The organism is Paracoccus wurundjeri (assembly GCF_030678915.1).
GTDB classification, from domain to species: domain Bacteria; phylum Pseudomonadota; class Alphaproteobacteria; order Rhodobacterales; family Rhodobacteraceae; genus Paracoccus; species Paracoccus onubensis_A.
Window position 1 is genome coordinate 220156 of the sequence record NZ_JAUUTZ010000003.1, and the last position, 21341, is coordinate 241496.

Consider the following 21341-nt stretch of genomic DNA (forward strand, 5'->3'; position numbering starts at 1 on the left):
GCAGGTGCTTTTATCTTGCCCTAAACCGGTCGTCTGTCCGCATCCCGCCCGTCTTTCCGCCCTGCCTTTCCGGTGACCCGCCATGCTGCGCCATTCCATGATACCCGTCATGGGATATCCCCCGGAGCGGAGCGCGTGACGAATAGCGCACCCGATGGCGATGATGTCAGTGTGGTCTCGGGTTCTGGCGGCGCATCCGGAACGCGCCCGCTTTGCTCTCGCGGTGCGGTTTCCGTGCGGCTCGATTGCGCGATGAAGATCGGCGCGTCGCGCCAATCGGTGAGCGGCGGCGTGGCCGCGACCATGCCAGCGAGAGGAGTTTCGCCGCCGAGACGCGGTGCGAGCCGGGCGACATAGGTGCGGGTTTCGGCTGGCAATGCGCGGCCGGTCGCGAGGTAATCGTCATAGCGTTCGGGACCGGCATTATAGGCCGCGAGCATCGCGCCGATATTGCCATAGCGGTCGAACATCTCGCGCAGATAGGCGGTGCCGGCGAGAATATTGTCGCGCGGATCGAAGGGATCGCGTCCGAGATCATATCGCGCGCGCAGTTCCGCCCAGGTGTCGGGCATGACCTGCATCAGCCCGCGCGCGCCGGCGGAGGACACCGCGCGCGGATTGCCCGCGCTTTCGGCGCGGAGAACGGCGCGAATCCAGGATGCCGGAATGGCGAAGTGCCGTGCGGCTTCTGTGATATGGATGGCGTAAGGGCTGTCGATCTGTGGATGCTCGGCCTGCACGGGCCGTGCCTGCGCGACGGCTGTCGATGCGGGGCCAAGGACAAGGCCGGAAAGAAGTAGGCAGGCGAGGCGGCGGCTCGCGCCGCGCCGCCAGGCTGTTCGGGACATGCAGCATGCGGGCATGGTTCAGTCCCGCTCCCCGCGTTTTTTGGGGCGCGTCCAGTGCAGCCCCCAGTCGCGCCCATCCTTGTCGGCCTGGAACAGGCGCGCGCGGATCGGATGCGCGAAAACGGGGTCATCGAGCAGCACCGAGAGATAGGTCCCGGCGCGATCGCCGATATGCGTCCAGCCCGCACCTATCTCGGGGCCGTCACCGTCGCCGAGATGCAGTCGGTAGCTCGGCGCGTTGTCGGTCTCGGTATCATCGGTCGGAACGAAGACGAGTTCGAGATCAAGCGTGAGCGTGCGGATGCGTCCGGAATATCCGGATGAGGTGCGGATGAATTGGCCGATCTGGGGCATGGAGATGATCCTTTCGCTTGCGGTTATGGTGGCAGGTCGCGTGCAACACGCCGACCGGGGAGGGGGCGTTCACCGCATCGACGCCCGCCATTCGAAATGCCCGTCGCCTGTCGCGTCGATCCAAAGCGGCGTGAGCCGGGCGGTGATGGAGATGCGGGGCAGGGGGCCGAAATAGCGCCCGTCGAGACTGTCGGGAACGCCGCGGTTCATGAGGAACACCTCGCCCTCGGTGAGCCTGCGGCAGCCCTGCCAGCGCGGCAGTTCGCGGCCGAGCCGATCGCGTAGCCGGGCCGTGCCATAACTGTGCCCATCTACGCTGATGGTCTGATCGGTCCTGCAGATCTCGGCGCCCGGCAACGCCGCGACCTGTTTGATCAGTGGCACACCGCGCGGCAGGTACCCGCGATCATCAAGCAAAGCGGCGAGACTATCGGGCGGCATGACGGTGACCAGGTCATCGCGATGATTATGTTCCGCGGGGCGGGCGATATAGAGGCCGGTCGGCACGCTGGCCGAGGCGTTCCAGATCAGGCGCGGTGCGTGTCCGGTGATCATCGGGACTGCGATCAGCGCGACAGATGCGAGCATGGCGAAGAGCGTGAGACGGCATTGGCTCATGACAGGATCCTCCGCCGTGCAAGCCAGGCGCGATGCTGATCAGCCGTGTAATCTCGGGGCTCCACACCGATATTCAGGCGATTATGGACATGCCGCCAGTATTCCGGCGCCGCGTCAGCCGGATCGATGCCGAGCGCCTCGATCCCGTCGATGAGCTGGAGTACGCGTTCGACCTTTGGCCAGCCATTGAGCCGCAGCAGGATATCCGCGCCAGGGCGGATGCAAGGCAATACCTGGTACGGCTCACCGCGCGCGATGCCGCGCAGGATGTCGATCCGCGACATGATCGTGCCGTACTCATTGGCAACCCAGCGCATGAAGGCAAAAATATCTCCGGATGCGAAACCGACGGTGCGATGGTGATGGTCGTGAATGCGCTCACAGATCGGGTGGCCGAAGCGGAGCCAATGCTCGATCCGGCCTTCCTGCCAGGTCAGATCGACCAGCGTGGTGCAAACCGGCGTGTTTTCCGGCCCTGCATGCTCGTCCAGTTGGCGGTCGATAAACCTGCTGCTCATCCTACTCCTCCCTGGGCCGGAGGACATGCGGGCAGAAGCGGATCGGGGAGGCGGGCGGCAACGGTCACGGTACGAGCGTGCCTGACGCGCAGTGCTGAATCTGCGACCGCGATGCAGCCAATCTCATGATCAAGGGCCATATTCGCGGATTGCGAGGACCATTTATTCATTGATCGCCCCCCGATTTTTTCTTCGGGGGCCACCGATCATTGGCTTTCGCAGGCGCGTGTCCTGTCCGGGGGGCGGAATGGTTTTCCCCAGCCTGCGCGCTCCTACTACAGTTAGAGTCTTTAATGTTAGATAAGTTACGGGCCGGATTCTGGCTCTCCGGCCAAAGGTTTAGCTGCGCTCCCTGCGTGCGGAGCTCAGACTGTCCTGCGTGCGAAGTACAGGTGGGACCTGCGTGCGGAATACAGATGCCATTCACAGCTTTTCCACAGGAGCCTGCGGGCCGGATATGGAGTATCTCGCGCCGGCCATCGAGCTGGCGGGTGAGCCGGTAGCCCGGCAATGGTTGGCGCAGGACAAGACGGCGTATCTGGAGCGCAAAATCCGAGGGACGCACGAGGCTGCCGGATTTTTCGTGCAGATGGGCGAAATCGAAACGCCAGCCCCGCGACTGATGCCCGGCATGTTTGCGTGCGACACGGTAGAGCCAGCGCTCCAGCCCGCCTGTCAGGCGGAAATAGGCGGGATCAATTGCCAGAACGAGTGTTCGGTCAATGACGCCGCGGTAGAACCAATCGGGCAAAACAAGCTCCATGCCCTCGACACGCCCATCATGGCGTGTCAGTTGCTCCCATTCGCTGATCCAGGAGAATTGGTGCCGCCGCCAATGCCGGTCGTGACGGATCGTCGTGCGGATCGAGGTCGATTGCAGCCGGACGAGCGCTTTCTTCAGAAGCTCGTAGGCACGGATCCCGGTGCCGCGCCCTGTTGCCGTCAGCAGCTGATAGGGCATGAAACGCAGAAAGGGCGACGTGTCGAGGCCGTGGTTCCTGGCCGCGACGATCTGGCTCGCCGCCCAGATCAGCACATCCGCGTCCCAGATCGTCGCCATGCCATGTTCGGGCACGGCAAAGACCTCGACCTGTACGTCACCCGAGGCATAGCGGATGGGGGTGGTTCGTTTGGCCTTGGCCAGTGAGAAGAAGGGTCGTTCCATGAGATCCCGCTGATCGCGTGGACTGGCGTCGCCGGTGGCCACGATGAAGGGATCGAGGCCGGCGCGCCCGGAGGCGGGATCACGGTGCGGGGACATTTCTGCGGACACGCTCAGCGCCCGCCCCGGGCCATATGGGGGTCCGGATTCGGATCCTGACGCTTGGCTGGACGTATCTCGCCGCGCGGGTCCGAGGTCGATGTGAGTCTGCCCTTGTCGGCCCAGGCCTCGAGCTCGTCGATCGCATAGACGACACGCCCGCCAAGCTTGCGAAACAGTGGTCCCGTTCCATAGGTGCGGTGCTTTTCGAGGGTGCGGGGGGAGAGGCCGAGGAAATCGGCGGCGTCGCGGGTGCGCAGAAAGCGTGGCGGCAGAAGAGCGTGTTCGGGGTACATGGATGGCTCCGTGGATGTGAAGGATGCCGCTCACATCGAGCGGCGAACACGGGCCATGGTGGCGAAGGAAATGATCGTGGAGGGAGGGCGAATTTGATGGGGGTCAATTTCTCCCACCACCGATCGTGGTATCGGTCAGAAACGGCGGCGAAAGCGCAGGAGTTTGCGGTAGCCGCCCGCGATCATTTTCGTCCCATCCTTGAGCAGATCGCGCACGGCATCGCGCAGGGGCGAGGTTTGCCAGTGCTCCTCGGCGATCCGCTCGGCGCCGAAGAGAACTCCGGCGATTTCGCGTTGGCTGGCATGGTTCTCCCGGCCATCGACCGCCCGCAGCATGGCTTTCAGCCGGCGGCGCTGCTGTGCCGTCATGCGCCGGTCGGGTGGCACCTGGTAGCCGTTGAGATGGCGGAGCAGCCGGTCGAGTGCCGCGAGGCGGTCGAGCCCGTCGCGATCGAGCGGAATCAGCACGGCCAGGGGATCATCCGGATTGCAGGCGGGATCCGCGATGAGATGCAGACCCGGCCCGATCTCGCGCAGAAGGATATGCAGTTCCTCCGGCGCTATCCTTGTCTCGCCGGAGAGGAAGGCCCGGAGGTTGGTCACACCGATATGCGGGGGTGGAATGCCTGTGACCAGGCGCAGCACGGCCGTGTCGGCCGCCTCGCTCCAGAAGACGGGCTGATCAGTGGCAGATAATTCCGGTCGGGCCGGGAAATCGCAGGCCCCAACGGGCCTCCATCGCTGCGGGCAGTGGATCGTCGAGAGTGCCAATGCGCCGAAGCTCAGTGTAATCCGCCTGGTAGTCGCGATTCCGCCTCAGGCATTCCCAGGCAAGATGATCGACCCCGGCATGGTCGATGTCATCATAGGCGGCATCCATGTGCCAGTGCGACGTATCGGGTCTCATGGCATTTCTCTCGTGGGACAGGTGATACAATTCAGGGGAGAAATTATTGCGATGGCGCTGCCAGGGGGCAAGCCCGCACCGCCGCAAACCGCCTTGCGCTGCCGGCAAGGCGCCGGCTCAGCCGGGACGGTCCTGGCGCAGGATCTTGTAGCCGTGTTCCGACATCCAATGCGCGCGGGCCAGATGGCCGGCATGAACCCGGCGGGCGCGGTCAGGCTCGAGTTCGGGATCGATTCCGAACAGTACCTTGACGGCTTCCTCCCATTCCGCGCCGTCGGCTTCGGCATCGAGCAGGCGGACATAGAGCTTGACATGCTCGCGGTCGTAGTCGGTGAGCAGATCGCCTGCCGGGGCTTCGTCACGAAATTTCGGCGCCGTCATTTCTCGCCATCCCCGTGAACCTGACCCCGCGGATCAGAATCACACGTACAATATCGCGCGGATATGGCCGGTAAACCGGGAAACATTACGGATGAATGCAATGGAACGACCAGGGCAGGTTCATGCCGGTTTCCGATCCTGGGATTGTCTTCGCGATTCATCGATCATCACCCCGATATGCGGGCCAGAATTGATGAAGACGATCCCTGCTGCCTCCAGTGCGCGGCGCACTTGGTCGGCGGTGCTTTCAAACACGCGCAGGCCATTGGCCGACTCCATGCGCTTGAGCGCGGTCAGCGATATCTTGGCCTCGTCAGCGAGCATCTCCTGTGTCCAGCCCAGTAATGCGCGCGCGGCCCGTGTCTGTTGGGCGGTGATCATGCATGATCACCTCCTACGGACATTCAGCCGCATGCCAGAACTACAGCTATAATAGTCGTAGTTTATAAGAAAATCGACCCATAATCGATGATCTGTAGGATCCGGCCGAGGGCAGTGATTCTGTGCATGGCAGGAGAAGTGGCGGATGTGCCGAAAAGCATGGGAAAACCCGGCGGCTTGCGCCGTCGGGTTTCTTGTTGTTTCGCTCAGAACGGCACGTCATCATCATCGATGTAATTGCCGTCATCACTTTCGGTCTGCCTGGCCCGGCTCAGGAAATCGACCGTTTCGGCGATGATCTCGCAGCCATAGCGGTCAACACCCTGCTGGTCGGTCCATTTCGAGTAGTGGATGCGGCCGCGCACCAGAAGCTTCATGCCCTTCTCGCAATATTGCTGGATCGTCTTGCCGAGGCCGTTGAAGCAGGTGATGCGGTGCCATTCTGTGTCCTGGACCCGGTAGCCGTTCTCGTCGCGGAGAACCTTACCTTCCGCATAGCGGGGGCGCGAGGTGGCCAGGGTGAAATGGGTGATGGCGGTGCCGCCCTGGGTGGTGCGGGTTTCGGGCGCCTGACCGATATTGCCAGCGAGGATAACGATATTTTGCATGGGTTTTCTCCGTTGCTTCTTCGGAGGGACCATCCCTCCGATGAGACCCGGCCGAGACCGTCGGGAGACAGCTGCAACCGCCGATCCATCGGCGGCCTGCCCCCAAGGCCCGGAGTGGTGCGGGCAGGCGCTTCGCGCCAACACGGTCCGGAGCCGCGGGGGTTGCCGGAGGAAACCGAACGGGCTCAGGGGATCGATCAGGAGGAGGGATTGGTGCATTCGGGAGCAAAACGGAGATGCTCAGCCAAACCGGTATCCATGCCGGAAAAAGTAATCAGGTCAGGCCCCGGAAACCCCGCAGCATCTCGAACAGCAGTATCTCCCCCATCTCCAACCAGACCCGCGTTTTCCGCAGGAAGGTCAGGTTCTTAGGAACGAGAGCGATCAAGCAATCGGGTCCGGGGCGCGGAATCGCATTGCCCTGATATCGGCCATTGATGACCCGGTCCGGCGATATTGCGAGAAGATCGGCAGAAGCTGCCTGCGGCCTCTTCCACGGAACGAAATGGGCTGGCGCGGCAGAGATTGACCAATCCGCTTTGCGAATTCTCTGCCGATGGTCGAGTTTCCAGTCCGGGCAACATGGACCGAAAAGGATGGCAACGACCCGATAGTGAAATGATTTTCTGTTTCTGCGCGAAAAACCGGGCCCCCGGCGGTGCAAGCCGCCAGGTCAACCCACGCGTATCGCGAGTAATAGCAGTGGTTCAATACGAGAAGACCGACTCACCAAGCGCATTCAATTGGGCAATGGCCGAAATGCCGATGACCAGGCCGCCAATTTCGCCAAGCAGATTGACGGCGACACCCGAGTCGATGAGATTCTTCGTGATGTCATGGACAAGCGCATAGCCGGCGATCATCGCGGGTACCGCAAATCCCGTGAGCGCGATGACGCGCAGGACCGGGTTCTTCGCAAAGCCGAGCACCACGATCACCAGCGCAATCGACAGGAGCGCGGCACCGATGGCGGCAAAGCCCGACATCAGAACACTGGCTCCGGCCGTCCAGGCATATTGTGCGGCAGTGATGGCGACCATCACGGGCAAGGCCCAGATCGCGAGATGATAGGCGATCACACAGGCGACAATGGTCAGCAAGATGGCAAGCAGGATCAGCGTCATGGAAGCCTCCGGTCAGGTGATTGAAGATCACGTCAGGCTGCCAGAGGGTACGCTCCGCCTGCGACTAAGCTGTTTCGCCGGTTCTGCAATGGTATGAAATACTGGATGGGCAGCTCAGTCAAGTGAACCCGGCTTCAACGGGAAGTCGAGACCCTCAGGCTCTGACCTGCCACAGCTATCCCAAACGATCCAGTTTCCAGCAGGCAGAGCAGGACCTATAGAGTGATCCCGATAGGCCGTCCATGCGTATGATTATTCATGATTGCGCTTGCGCCTGATAGTCGTACCGAGTTTCCGGCTATGCCCCGAAACTCACGCGTTTTACGTCCATTACATCAATAACTCTAGCATCTTTGCATGCCAGTATCAGAACAATAACGGCATGTGCGAAAGGTGGGGCCATCTGTTGCCAAAGCGAAATATTGATGACAACGGTGCTGTCTGCTTTCCAAATGAAGCTAATATCATCCTTAGGATGAGCAATGTGCTCGGGTAGCGACATAACGTGCAAGCCAATGAGTGCTGCCATGGCCGTTTCCAGAATAGCGGCCTCTGTCATATCCAAATACAGTTCTATATGGTTCGGCGGCGGTACTTTGGGAACGCCGCGTTCATGAGGACTCTTCATTTTGGAGACAATTTCACCGAAATAATCTCCGTTATTCGATCACCTTTGTATCGCAGGTAAGCTACAACCGGCCGATCCGCGCGGAGCCAATTCTGCCGCAGCCCAAAATTAACAATCAGAACGGAATCTCCGGAGCGAATGCCGTGACCCAGGTCATAACCCGCTTCAATTCTTGATGCCGCGAGATCTTCAATTTCGACCGCATTCGCTCCAAGATTCCCGAGTAGTGATTCAACATGACTCAGCGGCTGTCCGATTAAGTGGCCCTCAAGTGTTTCTGCGGCATTCTCACTGGTCATGTCAGCGGTGAGTTTTGCTTCCAACAACGGACTTCCTCCTGCAGATGAACCCACGACCCATGTTGCCAGAGCAGGAATTAAAACAATCGCGTAGCGCCGGCGCATTACAGCCTCATGCCCGAACCCGGCGCATCACCCGCAGGTTTTCTCCGCGGCAGTTCGGATTTTTCTGCTATCGTCATCGCGAAGGAATTGCTGTTTGGGCCGGTGGGTACATATTTGATGCGCTTTGCATCAATTATCATTGATTCCGCGGCGAGCTTAGCGGTCAGATTTCTATTGGTATCTTTTAGAGTGATAAATCGATTACTTGGATCGACTTCACCGCTGACATAATAGTCTGGTGATATATGAGCTTTGAGGAAGCCGAAGTCTTCACTATCGTCTGGATTCGGGACGTGCCCCTCTTCCACCTTTTTAACGCTGTCACTGGTCGAAACACCGCTAATCACGCCGGATAAGCCAGGACTCGCCCCCTCACTTGAGGGGAAAGCACTATAGGTCGGCATTGCACCACTTCCACCGCGATTCCAGGCTACTACGAACAAATGATGCCATTGATAGATATACGGAACGCCGCCCAGCTTTCGTATGCCCATTTCGTAACGCCAATCTGGACATGTTTTACATGTCCGCCGTCTTTTTTCTTTCTTATAGGCTTTTGCAGATGACGCTGAACTTCCCCCACCGCCCCTGCTGCTAGAGCCGCGAGAACCGGACGATTGGGAAACGGCACCTGACGATCCGCCCCGGCTGCTACCGCTAGCAGAAGAACCACTGCCGCTTGTTCTGGCAATACGGCCTGCACTCTGTGAAGCACGTACAGCACTTGCAACAATCGGTCCAATAGCCATCAGTACACTCCCATCTGAGGTAGTTTTCCGGGAGCAATGTTCTGATCAATTCCGAACATACATCGCCCGTGCAGAATCTCAGCTTGCAAGGTAACACCCCCCTCATCATCAAAACATTCGTCCACACCGGCTTCTGACAACACCTGTGCTGCGCGATCACCGTAGAACGCAATTAAAACATAGCATATTTCGATGAACTTTATCACATGTCCGTAATCGATGCCATCAAGCCCAAACAACTTCTGCGCCAGTTCGTATACATGATCAGGATCAAGGCCGCGCTTATAGCTTACCTCCATCCGTCTGGCATGTCGCAACGCCACCATTGCGGTTCCGGCATTGAACAATCTCTCAATATCGCTCTCAGGGTCGCGCGGCGCATCAGCGCAGGATGACAGGTCCGTCTTCGCGGTGATGATCTTACCCTCGATCTGTACTGTGAAGCCCGAGACAGTCGTGAGTGGTGCTAAGAGTCTCCGACCCCGCAGAAATAAAATGAAGTAAAGAAAGAACTCTGGCTCCCAGAACCGATTGTAATACCAGCGATCGTCCATATCGCGGATTTTGGTGAGTTTCCGCAAGCGGTTACGCATATCTGGAGGCGATGTCGGGCTGCGCAGGAAAATCCCTATGTTGGTTTGCCATAAGCTGCCGAATAACTGCCGTCTAAAGCGACCCGGGTTATCTCTTTGTTCCGGGTCAAGCGTAAGATCGACCAGCCATGGCGAGATGGACCGCATCTCCGACTGTTCCGGTGTATCAGCACCCGTTGCTTGATTTTCGAATAACGGCGCGGCAGGTAGGAGTCCATCGGACAATGCCTCTGCCAAGGTGTTGCCGGTTTGCTGCCAAACACTACCATCCAGAACCGCGTAGACTCGATGTCCGTCGTGATGCGCGAACAACGCATCCCAGAGTGCGGGTGCAATCCACTCAGGATGCTTACCGGTGCCGTCAGACGGATCGAGCGTTTGCAGTTGAACACTACCGGCTCCGCGATCCACCCCCCAGAGACGAGGGCCTTCACGTAAAGCGGTAACTGTTCCTACGCCGGTGAACAGATCAGATTGAACTGTCGATGAATCAGCACCTCTGACCCTTACATCTACAGGCGTCAATCCATCCCGCTTGAGGCTGGTCATTACCATGCTTTCCGCATGAGCCGGGGAATTGGCCTCTACAGCCCACTCAGAAGTTCCCGCTTCCCTTGCACTATCTACGAAATGCGCCGTTGCGATCCAGAAAGGCATCTCGCCGCCTCTTCAACTAAAAGTTCGCGCGGGCAAGGCCGTGACATCTAATCTGATGCCATGCCCTCAAGCAATATTGCGGTTTACAGGCGATCCTGCAAGTCATTGGAAAGTATAGAGCGGTACAATACCGTTTTTACAATTCAACTCTTTGAAAACATATTATTATATAAGACCCCGTATGGGTAAGCGACTGATAGTCAGGTTTGCTGGCTCACCTCTGTATTCCTCGTGATCATAATAAGGCTATAAGCGCCGTCCTTGAACCTTAGACGTGCAAAGCGGTACCTGAAACAGCCCATTTTGCGCCTGATTCCGAAGATACACCAGCAAACCTGACAGATTATTTTCATTCATAAACGCATCCACAGACAGGCTCAGTTCAAGTGTTGACTATGCCTCGGTAGCGATGGCTGGTTCGACGGGTCGCACCGCAGCGATCTCGATGTCCGGCGAAAGGCAGCTTTGGGTCGGGCAAGTCGATGCAGTGCCTCCGGTGATCACAATTTTGCAAAGCTCACTTTCTGCGCATTATTGCCTCGACGGCCTGAATCCCACCGTTACTGGATGGCGCTCATGCGCCACCCTCGAATTTCATGACCGGGATGCCGAGCTTACGCGCCTTGTCGGCGAGGTTCTCCTGGATCCCGGTGCCGGGGAAGACGAGGACGCCAACTGGCAGCACATCCAGCATCGCATCGTTGCGCTTGAAGGGCGCGGCCTTGCCATGCTTCGTCCAGTCGGGACGGAAGGCAACCTGCTGTACCTTGCGGTGATCAGCCCAGCGGGAGGCGATCAGTTCGGCTCCTTTCGGTGTTCCGCCATGCAGCAGAACCATTTCGGGATGCTTTGCATGAACCTGATCGAGCTTTGCCCAGATCAGGCGATGGTCGTTGAAATCGCCGCCGCCGGTCAGGGCGACCTTCGGGCCGTCGGGCAGCATCACCTCGGTTTCCGCCCGGCGTTTCGCGGCCAGGAAATCGCGGCTGTCGATCATCGCGGCGGTCAGGTTGCGATGGTTGACCATCGAGCCGGTACGCGGTCGCCAGGCACTGCCGGTGTGATGCTCGAAGGCTTCCGCCGAGAGATCGCGGAAGAGTTCCATGCCGCTTCGCCGTTCGATCAGGGTTTGCCCCTCTGCCGTGACGCGCTCGAGTTCCAGCGATTTCACCTCGCTGCCATCCTGTTCCCGCTGCAGCCGGTGCTGCGCCTGCTCATTCCTGTCGAGATCCCGCTCAATGCGGCTTGCTGCTCGGTGGAAGAGATTGACCGCACCCCAGAGCAGTTCCTCGAGATCGGGCTCGAGGCGGGTATCGCCAAGCGTTGCAACGAGGGCGTCGAAGATATCGCTGACGGCCGCGTTGACGTGAGCGCCCTCGGGCAGCGGGCGTGGATCGGGTTCATCCTGGAACGGGTGCCAGCCATAGAGCTGGAGTTCAGTGAGGGCATGATTGGTCTGGGAGGCGCTGTGGACCGGCTCGGCACCTGAGGTATCGGGATTGTTTGCCATCGGGTTCGTCCTTTGTCTTGAGACCGCGCCCATCGCGGCCTTCGCAGGCGTCGAAAGCGCATGGGCGGGACGGGCTGGCAGCCCTCGCCTGCGAGGGCCCTGATGGCCAAGCCCGGCTATTTTGCTTCGCGATGCAAAGGCGGCCCTGCCGCCGGCGGAAAATAGCCGGGCGCGGCCATTGCCCGCCCGGCCTGCTTGTGTGCCGATCGCCCTCTCGGAAGGCCGTGGGTGCGGGCCTCTCCGACGATGGACATGCACCGATGGAATAACCCGAATCCGTCAGGAGGCGGGCTATGAGATCATCTCCCGGGGAGATCCTGCCGTTTCCCCGCCAGAAACCGGTGGGTCTCCTCGGGATGAAGTTGGTCCCTCAACATTGCCCGAAGCGCATGGAGACCATAGCGGCACAGATCATCGTTGAAATCTCCGCCGACGGGCAGAAGCGATATCACCTCGATCCCGTAGCTCACTGCTCTGGCGGTCAGGCTGTCTCTTGCAGCTTCTCCGGCCGGATCGCGATCGCAGAGGATATAGAGTCGTTGCAACATGGGCGGGAACCGGATGGCGGCGAGATGCGCCGTCGAAAGCGCCGCCAGCATCGGCATGGTGGGCAGAACTTGGCGAACCGACAGCACGGTTTCGATGCCTTCGCCAGCGGCGAGTACGCCCCCCGCGGTGCCGAAGCGGACCCCATGACCGAGTAGCTCGCCCATCGCCCGCCGCGGGGTCGCGACAGCGGCCTTGCCGGAGCCATCCGGGGCGAGCCAGGTGCGATGCGCGCCGGTCTGATGCCCGGAAAGATCGGTGACAGCGGTGATCATCGCCGGCATGATCTCCGTAGGCGATTGCGTGTCAGGCCGATAATAGCATCGGGGATGAAAGCGCAGTGCGGTGGCGTCCGAAAGGAAGGTGATTCCCCGGCTGTTCAGATAGGTTTCTGCCAGCGTGCCGGAGATCGGTTCTGCCATGGCAAAGAGCCGCCGCGCCGATTCAGGGGCGCTGGTTGTCGGATTGGATTTGCCACCGATCGGTGTTCTGCTCTGCTCCGGCTGGGGATGCGGAAGCGCAAGGAAACGCCGCGCTTCCTCGGCCACATCCCTGAACTCAGTGAACCCGCAGCACTCGCGAATGAGATCGAGCAGATCCCCGTGCTGCCCCGTCGCCATGTCGGTCCAACGGCCTTGGGCGCCCTTGCCGGTTTCCGGCCCGGTCAGCCGGACGAACATCGACCGGCCCGGAGTATTCCGCACATCACCGACCAGCCAGTAATTGCCCTGTCTGCGCCCGTTCGAGAGATAATGACGGCACACCGCCTCGGCCTCCTGGCCAAGGCGGATCGCCAGGTCTGAGGCGTCATGACGCGGCATCAGGTGATCTCCCGTGCGCCGACGCGTTCCACCGGCCAGCGCGCAAAAATCTTGCCGAGCACTTCCGGACCCAAAGCCTCGTCCACCGGCACGAACATGCGTAGCTTCCAGGAGATGATCTCGTGAAAGAGACCGTAAGCCCGCAGACGTTCGCGCATGGCATCGGTGAAGCTTGACAGCTCGATGCGATTGGCGCCCATGACCCGGACCCGGCGAAGCTGCAGACCCTCGGCGAGATCGAGGACCGTGCGGCCCTCCATCAGTGCCGCAAAGGCATTCTCGGGGGTGATGGTGGTGATCCCGCTCGTGCTCGCATTCGCAGCCCAGGCCGGGGAGACCTTGCGGCCGATGATGCGTTCGCCTTCGTCGGTTTGCAGCCGATAGACGCGTGTGGAATCGTTCGGCAGCCGTTTCCAGATCGGCAGCAGCAGACCCGTCACCATGTGCAGTGTGAACTCGGCAAACTCCGGCACTTCCGCGATTTCCGCGCTCCAGGCGGATGCGAAAGCGTCCCGATCGGCGTCGATCCAATGGGTCTCACCCATCATCCTGACCGGGATATTCTGCGCCTCCATCGGCCGGATCAGCCGGACCCGGCGCTCGATCTCGCCATCGTCCAGCATGATGCTGGTGGTCGGCACCTGCACCACCGCGCGGCCGGAACGGGTGTTGACCAGGAGCTTCGCGCGTGGATCGTCGAGCTCGGCCAGGGCGGCATCCAGCGTCACGGGCTGGTTGCGTTTGCGTTCGGTGATGCTCAGCAGGCTGGTTTCCGCACCCGTCCGGGGGTGGGTATGGATGACCTGCCGGTCGGTGACGATGAAGCTTTCGGCGCGCAAGGTCTCCAGCCCGGCATCATAGCTGCCGGAGGCAATGGCGCCCTCGATCCGCGCGGTCAGCAACTGCTCGAAGGCGGTGAAGAGCACGCCCTGCAATTCGATGGTCAGTGCCAGCAACCGATTGAGGAAGGTGGTGATCGGCGGCAGATCATCCTTGATGCCATTGGCGTCCATCAGCTTCAGCCCGGTGGCGGATTCGAACCGCTCCAGCGAGCAGCCCTCGACCTTGCCTCGCACGAGCAACAGGTAAAGCTGGCGCAGCGCGTCACGGGCATAATGTGATTCCAGATTGTCCTCGGGCCGGAACAGGCCCTGGCCGCCGGTCTGGCGTTGGCCGCGCGTGATCGCGCCCAGCGTGTCGAGACGGCGGGCGATGGTCGAGAGAAACCGCTTCTCGGCCTTCACGTTCGTCGAGACCGGCCGGAAGAGCGGTGGCTGCGCCTGGTTGGTCCGATGCGTGCGGCCGAGGCCCTGGATGGCGGCATCCGCCTTCCAGCCCGGCTCGAGCAGGTAATGGACGCGCAGGCGCGTATTCTTCGCTGACAGCTCGGCGTGGTAGCTGCGGCCGGTGCCGCCCGCGTCGCTGAACACCAGCACGCGTTTCTGATCATCCATGAAGGCCTGGGTCTCGGCCAGATTGGCCGAACCGGCGCGGGTTTCCACCACCAGCCGGTCAATGGTGACCCCATCACCGGGTTTGCGGAGGATGCGGCGCGCGCGTCCCGTGACTTCGGCCACCATGTCACTGCCGAAATGCTGGACGATCTGGTCCAGCGCGCCGGGAACAGGCGGCAGGCTGGCCAGGCTAGCGATCATCTCGTCGCGCCGTGCGACGGCCTCGCGGCTCAGGGTGGGTTGGCCATCGCGGGTGACCGGGCGGGAGGACAGATTCCCTTCCGAATCCGTGAACGGCTCGTAAAGCTGGACCGGAAAGGAATGGGCAAGGTAGTCCAGGACATATTCACGCGGCGACAAATCCATTTTCAGATCGCTCCATTCCTCGGTGGGGATCTCCGCGAGCCGCCGTTCCATCAGCGCCTCACCGGTCGAGACGATCTGGATGACGGAGGAATGGCCCGCGTCCAGATCGGCGGTGATCGACCGGATCAGTGTCGGGGTCTTCATGCTGGTCAGCAGGTGCCCAAAGAAGCGCTGCTTGGCGCTCTCGAAGGCCGAACGGGCAGCGGACTTCGCCTGTCTGTTCAGCGTGCCCTCGGTGCCGGTGATGTTGGCGGCCTGCATGGCCGCGTCGAGATTGTTATGGATGATTGCGAAGGCGCCCGCATAGGCGTCGTAGATCCGGGTCTGCTCTTGCGTCAGCGTGTGCTCGACCAGCTCGTATTCGACGCCGTCGAAGGAGAGCGAGCGAGCCGTGTAGAGACCGAGCGCGCGCAGATCGCGGGCAAGCACCTCCATCGCGGCGACACCGCCGGCCTCAATCGCCTCGACGAACTCGGCCCTCGTCGAGAACGGAAAATCCTCGCCGCCCCAGAGACCGAGACGCTGGGCATAGGCGAGATTATGAACCGTGGTGGCGCCGGTCGCCGAGACGTAGACGACACGGGCATTCGGCAATGCATGCTGAAGCCGCAGGCCAGCGCGACCCTGTTGGCTGGCCGCGGTATCGCCGCGTTCTCCCTTGCCGCCCGCGGCGTTCTGCATGGCATGCGCCTCGTCGAATATCACCACCCCATCGAAGTCTTTCCCCAACCATTCCACGATTTGCTTCACGCGCGAAACCCTCTCGCCGCGATCATCGGAGCGCAGCGTGGCATAGGTCGTGAAAAGGATGCCCTCGCTCAGCGTGATCGGCTTACCTTGCGGGAATCGGCTGAGCGGCGTGACCAGCAGCCGCTCCATGCCGAGGGCCGACCAGTCGCGCTGCGCATCCTCCAGCAGCTTGTCGGATTTCGAGATCCAGACCGCCTTGCGGCGGCCCTGCAGCCAGCTGTCGAGGATGATCGCGGCGGATTCGCGTCCCTTGCCGACCCCGGTGCCATCGCCGATCATGAAGCCCTGCCGGAAGCGGACAGCACCGTCCGCCTCCTCCGGCGCGACAGAGAGCGTGTCGAAGGTCTCGTCGACAAGCCAGTTGCCGGCCAGGAAATCCGAATGCGCCTCGCCGGCATAGATGACGGTTTCGAGCTGGGCGTCGGACAGCTTGCCAAGAATGTCCCTGGGCAACAGCGGGTGATAGCTGGGCTTCGGCGGCGCGATGCTCGCCATCGAGGCCGATTGCACGAGCCGGGTCGGATGTGCCTGTGCCCCGGCAATGCGGATGGTCTGAAGCCCGTAATCCTCATAGATCGCATCCGACAGACGATCTGCCTCAGCCGGTTCCCAGTCCACGGTCTCATAGGCAAGTGGCACGCCCTCCGGTTCGACCAGCGGCGCGGCGGGTGTCGCCCTCGCAACCCGCCTGACATAGCCGCGGACAGAACGGGGTGCGGCAGGCTGTCCAACCGGCTCGGCGACCGGCACGCCCAGGCCGGGATCGATCGGCAGCCGACTGGCAAGCTGCTCTTCCAGCCAGCCGATCAGCGTCGCCACATCCGGCGCGACACCGGGAGATGGCGGAAACACGGCCGGATCTTCGGCGGGCAGCTTGTCGATGACGGTGAGCCGCGTGGGGATCGTCGTGCCGTGCCTGGCATAGACTGAACCAGCGATGGCGGCGGAAAAGCTGACGCGGCCGCGTTCCTGCAACCGGGTAAAAGCATCAGTCCAGGCCGGATTGTCGGGCGCGAGGTTCGCCCCGGTGATGGTAACAAGCCGCCCGCCGGGCGCCAGGCGCGCCAGCGCCGAGGCGACATGGCGATAAGCGGCATCAGCCATCCGTCCCTCGACATTGGCCATGACCGAGAAGGGCGGGTTCATCAGCACGACACTCGGGATCAGGCCGGGATCGAGGTGATCGTCGATCTGGGCGGCATCGAGGCGCGTGACGGCAAGAGCCGGAAAGAGGCAGGACAAGAGGCTGGCACGGGTTACGGCGAGTTCGTTGAGCAGCAGCGTGCCGCCGGCGATCTCGGCCAGGATGGCGAGAAGCCCGGTGCCGGCCGAGGGTTCCAGCACCCGGTCGGCGGGCGTGATCGCCGCAGCGAACGCGGCCGCGACGCCGAGCGGGATCGGTGTGCTGAATTGCTGGTAGCTCTGCATCTCCTCGGAGCGCCGCATCTGCGTCGGCAACAGCCCGGCGATCTTGTCGAACTGCGGCAGGATGGCTGTCGAGGAGCCGGCTTTGCGGAACAGCGCCTTGCCGTATTTGCGCAGGAAGAGGACGGTCGCTGCTTCGCAGGCATCATAGGCCGTCTTCCAGGACCAGGCGCCGGCGGCATCGGACGCGCCGAAGGCAGCTTCCATCGCATCGCGCAGCGTGGCGACATCAACACGCTGGCCGTGTTCGAGATGGGTCAACAGTAGCTCGGCGGCAGTGAATGTTGCGACGGATGGCTCGGAGTCATGGTCGAGCGAAGACGCCACGGCGGCCTGTGCTGCCGCGGAGGTGGAAATCATGTTCATCGGGGGTTCCTCGGGAGAGCGGGACGGGATCGAGCCGGTGCAGCGCTCTCTCTTGCCCACACCGGCCCAAAACCCGCCCGACCGCGCTCTTCCTCTCCTGAAAAGCAGAGGCGCTGGAATTGATTTTGTTTCTGTTATGTTCTATATCTGGAACAGGCTCAAACAAGGAGATTCGCCATGGACTCCACCGGTTTCACGCTGCCCGCCACCTCGCGCCAGATCTCCTATGCAAGATCCCTGGCGCTCAGGAACCACACGCTTCTGCCATGGGAAGCATTGCAGGACCGGCGGGCGCTCAGCGCCTGGATCGATGCCCAGGCAAAGAAGAAACCGGCCATGCCGGACAACCTGCCGACCTCGAAACAGGTCGGCTTCGCGGAACGGCTCGCGCATATCAAGCGGCGCACGGTGCCGGATGAATGCTTCCGCGACCGGCAATTGCTCTCGCGCTGGATCGATTGCAACCGGTGAGGCCCGGGCGGAAGATTGGCGGGGGTTGAATGGTGGAGGGAAAAATTGCCTCCACCCGCTTTGACGATTTTGGTGCAGCAGGTCAGAACAGGATGCACAGCCACGAAGCGACAGCCGATCCTTCTGCTGCGTGATCCTCTGTCAGAAAAGTTTCACGAGATTTATCCCCGAAACGTTCCACGGAAAATGTGGACAACCATGCGGCCTTGCGAGAAATGATCACCCCCCTTGCGGGCGCGGATGGCCGTGCCCATCTCGCGTCCATAACCCGCCGACAGCGACAAACAGAACAAACGAGCATGCTGACGATGCGATTCCTGCTGACATTTTATTCCGAGGCAGCTGGTCAGTTGCGCTGCCTGGATAGCGCACATCTTCCTGCGTTTCGCTCAGGCAGGGTCGAAGATATCCCCGCGGCTCTGCAACAGGAGCCGGATCTGGTCATGCGCTGGATGCTTGGACGCTACGAGATCGCGGATGTCCTGATACCCGAGCCGCGAGGCCCGGAAGGTGCAGCGAAACAGGGGGATCTGATCGCGGTTTATGCCCTTGATCCGGAATGCGCCGTTATCGGCCTCGGGAACGATTATCACGGTGCCTGGCTGGAGATGTTCCTGCATGGAAACCAGCCGCTTGGATCTATCGCCACCCGCAAGGCACGGATCTCGCCGACGACCGGGGCGATCGCCTCGCTCGAAGATCGGGTAACCCATCCCCTGAACACGCGTGATGAGGCCTGCCGTCGGACGGCGGACAAGATCACCGGTTACCGATCGATGTTGGATGAATCGCGCAAGGATGACGTCCGGTGGGCAGGTCATCCGGAGGAAAACGTCTGAGAGAACTCAGTCGATTTCCTTCCGGCGTCCGGGACCCGCGAAAATACCACCAATCGGAATTCGTGCTGCGCGACGATGCGCGCGAATTGCCGTATTCCTCTGCGTGAATTAAACGGAAGCTGAAACTGTACGGGTCCCGGTGGCCGATGCCCCGGCTGCCGAAAAATCACCCGATGGTCTCGCCATCTGATCTGGAAGGAGAAGACATGTACCAGCCCCCGAATGCGATCCGGATGCATGTCGCTCTGGCGGATATCGAGCCCGAGATCTGGCGGCGCCTGGTTGTCCCCGTGGATTGGCGGCTGGACCGGCTGCATCTCGTCCTCCAGGCGGCGTTCAGTTGGACGAACGGCCATCTGCATGAGTTCCGGATCGGTGGGCTACGCTACGGTGATCTGAACTTGCTGGACGACGGCTTTGGCGGCCCGCGTGTGTTCGACTATACCGAGATCAGTTTGCGGGATTTTGTCGGGAAAGACAGCAGCTTCATCTATGTCTATGATTTCGGCGATAATTGGCAACATCTGATCAGGATCGAGGAATGGCTGACGCTGGAGACCGAACCACGGCATGCGATCTGCCTGGAGGGTGCACGAGCACGGCCGCCTGAGGATGTCGGCGGACCCTGGGCCTATGACGACTTTCTCGAAATCATCACTGACCCGGAACATGATGATCACCGCTCGACCTTGCGCTGGGCAGGCGGGCATTTCGATCCGGAATGGTTCGATCTCGACCTGATCAACAAGGATTTGCGAAACACGTTTCGCGCCAACGCGCGGCGTCGGTTACATCAACCGAAGCCGAAATCGAAGTGGAGTTGATGCACAGCCGTTTTGGCTGTTACGCTGCATTCTAGCTGTTGCGCTGAGTCCGGCACGGCTACGGTAGTATGGAAATCGGGGTGGCATCCAGTCGTTCGCCGCAATTGCTCGGGTCACTTCTGAGCTAATCGAAAACAGCCATTCATTTACCGAAACCCCCGGCCAGTCCCGCTGCGACCCCCTTCAAGGGCAGCGAAGCTCAGATAGTGGCTTTTGCAAATTATGATCGTCGGAGGCGCTACATCGACTTGCCCGGCCCTAAGCCGGCCGACGACTCCTGTCGGGTGACAGGCGCAGCTTCCCTGAACCAGCCATTGGTGCCCGCTGCGGCGAACAACAATAGGCAATGCAGCTATTGGGGCATAATGCTTCAGAGGAGACCTGCACTGCCAACTCCAATCCGCATGCTCAACGAAACTATCGCGCCACGCAAACAAAGGTCTCACCTTGGCCAAGTTTTCGGTTAGGATGCAGCGAGTTTTGTGGAGAGGATTTGAATGACGTTGTTCGACTGGCTTTTCGGGCGCAGTTCTGAACCGCAGCGGCGCGATCAGCAACGGACTGATGGTTTCGAACCTTTATCCTCTCGAACCGACCATGCGTCTGCCAGACCGTTCTTTGGCCATGCCGAACAAGTCCCTCAGGGGCGCTTTCGCTTCATCGCGTTAGATGTGGAAACGGCATGCAGCGATGTTGCAAGCATCTGCCAGATCGGGCTGGCCTGCGTACAACCCGATAACGAGATCCAGACATTCTCGATGCTGATCAATCCCCGCACCGGGTTCGATCCATTCAACATCCGGCTCCACGGCATCGGGCCGGATCATGTCGCGCAGGCACCCGGATTTGCGGACGCCCTGAGGGTTCTTCTGCCCCTGCTGACGCAGCACCACCTTGTCCAGCACAGCAATTTCGACAAGCAGGCGGTGAATGCCGCCTGCAGGTCCTGTGGCATCGACGCTCCCGACTTGCGGTGGAGCGACAGCGTCACGATCGCGAGGCGGGCATGGCCGGAGTTGAAGGGGAATGGCGGGCACGGGCTGGCCAACCTCAAGAGGAAGCTGAACCTTCGGTTCCACCACCATGACGCAGGTGAAGACGCCCGCGCAGCCGCAATGGTCGTGCAGCACGCCGAGAGCCAACTTGGCCTTTCTTTCGAAGATCTGATCAAGCCAGTTGGCAAAAAAAGCTATGCTCCCGCAATCACCATGGCGGGAAACCCATCAGGGCCGTTGGCCGGTTTCACGGTGGTTTTCACAGGCGCGCTTGGCATGTCCCGAACCGAGGCGGCCGAGTTGGCGGCCCGGGCCGGGATGTCGGTCAAAGCGGGTGTGACCAAGCAGACCACTCACCTCGTCGTCGGGGATCAGGATCTGTCCCTTCTTGCCGGACATGCTCGAAGCAGCAAGCATCGAAAAGCCCAAGAAATGCAGGGCGTCGGTCACCCCATCCAGATCATCGGCGAAAGCGATTTTCGAAGGCTTGTCGCTGACTGCGGTACTGCCTGAATCTTTGGATGAGTTACAGTCGGCCCAGAGCCGACCTCCACCGGTGGTTTTGATGCTGCGGCGCGATCCGTCATTCCAGCTGTTCACTGCAATCGCAAAATCCGGTGATGGGTGAACTGACAGTGTGCGGGACC

The 21341-nt window shown here is 60.9% G+C and carries 23 protein-coding genes; 4 read left to right on the plus strand and 19 right to left on the minus strand.

All coding sequences use genetic code 11. The features are described 5' to 3' along the window. Positions 1-107: 107 nt before the first annotated feature. From Q0601_RS05110 to Q0601_RS05200, 19 genes are all read right to left on the minus strand, one after another. On the minus strand, positions 108-848 hold the full coding sequence (locus Q0601_RS05110) for a lytic transglycosylase domain-containing protein (protein WP_305287791.1): 741 nt from the start codon (positions 846-848) through the stop codon (positions 108-110). Positions 849-866: 18 nt separating this feature from the next. Further along, positions 867-1202, minus strand: a complete 336-nt coding sequence (locus Q0601_RS05115; protein WP_305287793.1) for a DUF736 domain-containing protein — start codon at positions 1200-1202, stop codon at positions 867-869. A gap of 69 nt (positions 1203-1271) precedes the next feature. Beyond that, the gene (locus Q0601_RS05120) at positions 1272-1820 is read right to left on the minus strand and encodes a S26 family signal peptidase (RefSeq protein WP_305287795.1); all 549 of its coding nucleotides are present in this window, start codon (positions 1818-1820) and stop codon (positions 1272-1274) included. Then, positions 1817-2338, minus strand: coding sequence for a DUF2840 domain-containing protein (locus Q0601_RS05125; RefSeq protein WP_305287797.1), 522 nt, complete (start codon positions 2336-2338; stop codon positions 1817-1819). The genes Q0601_RS05120 and Q0601_RS05125 overlap by 4 nt, the downstream gene beginning before the upstream one ends. A 166-nt stretch (positions 2339-2504) precedes the next feature. Then, positions 2505-3611 (minus strand): replication initiator protein A, encoded by a 1107-nt coding sequence (locus Q0601_RS05130; RefSeq protein ID WP_305287799.1) that lies wholly within the window; start codon positions 3609-3611, stop codon positions 2505-2507. Between the two features lie 2 nt (positions 3612-3613). Further along, positions 3614-3895 carry a helix-turn-helix transcriptional regulator gene (locus Q0601_RS05135; RefSeq protein WP_305287801.1) on the minus strand — a complete coding sequence of 94 codons (282 nt, stop codon included), beginning with the start codon at positions 3893-3895 and terminating at the stop codon, positions 3614-3616. Between the two features lie 135 nt (positions 3896-4030). Next, positions 4031-4540, minus strand: coding sequence for a DUF2285 domain-containing protein (locus Q0601_RS05140; protein WP_305287803.1), 510 nt, complete (start codon positions 4538-4540; stop codon positions 4031-4033). A 37-nt stretch (positions 4541-4577) separates the two neighbouring features. Continuing rightward, positions 4578-4802, minus strand: coding sequence for a transcriptional regulator domain-containing protein (locus Q0601_RS05145; RefSeq protein WP_305287805.1), 225 nt, complete (start codon positions 4800-4802; stop codon positions 4578-4580). Between the two features lie 117 nt (positions 4803-4919). Then, positions 4920-5183 (minus strand): DUF2285 domain-containing protein, encoded by a 264-nt coding sequence (locus Q0601_RS05150; protein ID WP_305287807.1) that lies wholly within the window; start codon positions 5181-5183, stop codon positions 4920-4922. 120 nt (positions 5184-5303) lie between these two features. Beyond that, entirely contained in the window at positions 5304-5564 is a 261-nt protein-coding gene (locus Q0601_RS05155; protein ID WP_305287809.1) for a helix-turn-helix domain-containing protein, read from the minus strand. A 206-nt stretch (positions 5565-5770) separates the two neighbouring features. Continuing rightward, entirely contained in the window at positions 5771-6172 is a 402-nt protein-coding gene (locus Q0601_RS05160) for a single-stranded DNA-binding protein (protein WP_305287811.1), read from the minus strand. A gap of 707 nt (positions 6173-6879) precedes the next feature. After that, positions 6880-7296: a hypothetical protein gene (locus Q0601_RS05165; protein WP_305287815.1), complete on the minus strand. Its 417-nt coding sequence runs from the start codon at positions 7294-7296 to the stop codon at positions 6880-6882. Between the two features lie 298 nt (positions 7297-7594). After that, positions 7595-7825 carry a hypothetical protein gene (locus tag Q0601_RS05170; protein ID WP_305287817.1) on the minus strand — a complete coding sequence of 77 codons (231 nt, stop codon included), beginning with the start codon at positions 7823-7825 and terminating at the stop codon, positions 7595-7597. Positions 7826-7920: 95 nt separating this feature from the next. Then, entirely contained in the window at positions 7921-8328 is a 408-nt protein-coding gene (locus Q0601_RS05175; RefSeq protein WP_305287819.1) for a hypothetical protein, read from the minus strand. Continuing rightward, positions 8328-9077 (minus strand): hypothetical protein, encoded by a 750-nt coding sequence (locus Q0601_RS05180; RefSeq protein WP_305287821.1) that lies wholly within the window; start codon positions 9075-9077, stop codon positions 8328-8330. Before Q0601_RS05180 ends, Q0601_RS05175 begins: the two co-directional genes overlap by 1 nt. Further along, positions 9077-10327 carry a DUF4123 domain-containing protein gene (locus Q0601_RS05185; RefSeq protein ID WP_305287823.1) on the minus strand — a complete coding sequence of 417 codons (1251 nt, stop codon included), beginning with the start codon at positions 10325-10327 and terminating at the stop codon, positions 9077-9079. Before Q0601_RS05185 ends, Q0601_RS05180 begins: the two co-directional genes overlap by 1 nt. Positions 10328-10901: 574 nt before the next feature. Beyond that, positions 10902-11837, minus strand: a complete 936-nt coding sequence (locus Q0601_RS05190) for a DUF2493 domain-containing protein (RefSeq protein ID WP_305287825.1) — start codon at positions 11835-11837, stop codon at positions 10902-10904. 299 nt (positions 11838-12136) lie between these two features. Then, a complete protein-coding gene (locus tag Q0601_RS05195) occupies positions 12137-13204 on the minus strand; it encodes a DUF7146 domain-containing protein (RefSeq protein WP_305287827.1) in 1068 nt (355 codons plus the stop codon). Further along, on the minus strand, positions 13204-17559 hold the full coding sequence (locus Q0601_RS05200; RefSeq protein WP_441847970.1) for a strawberry notch-like NTP hydrolase domain-containing protein: 4356 nt from the start codon (positions 17557-17559) through the stop codon (positions 13204-13206). Before Q0601_RS05200 ends, Q0601_RS05195 begins: the two co-directional genes overlap by 1 nt. A 183-nt stretch (positions 17560-17742) precedes the next feature. Here Q0601_RS05200 and Q0601_RS05205 point away from each other — a divergent pair, with 183 nt between their 5' ends. The 4 genes from Q0601_RS05205 to Q0601_RS05220 all read left to right on the plus strand — a co-directional run bounded on the left by Q0601_RS05205 (position 17743) and on the right by Q0601_RS05220 (position 21207). Continuing rightward, entirely contained in the window at positions 17743-18036 is a 294-nt protein-coding gene (locus tag Q0601_RS05205; RefSeq protein WP_305287831.1) for a hypothetical protein, read from the plus strand. A gap of 299 nt (positions 18037-18335) precedes the next feature. Next, entirely contained in the window at positions 18336-18875 is a 540-nt protein-coding gene (locus Q0601_RS05210) for a hypothetical protein (RefSeq protein WP_305287833.1), read from the plus strand. Positions 18876-19081: 206 nt separating this feature from the next. Beyond that, positions 19082-19699: a plasmid pRiA4b ORF-3 family protein gene (locus Q0601_RS05215; RefSeq protein WP_305287835.1), complete on the plus strand. Its 618-nt coding sequence runs from the start codon at positions 19082-19084 to the stop codon at positions 19697-19699. A gap of 497 nt (positions 19700-20196) precedes the next feature. After that, positions 20197-21207 carry an exonuclease domain-containing protein gene (locus tag Q0601_RS05220; protein WP_305287836.1) on the plus strand — a complete coding sequence of 337 codons (1011 nt, stop codon included), beginning with the start codon at positions 20197-20199 and terminating at the stop codon, positions 21205-21207. The last annotated feature ends 134 nt before the right edge of the window (positions 21208-21341 follow it).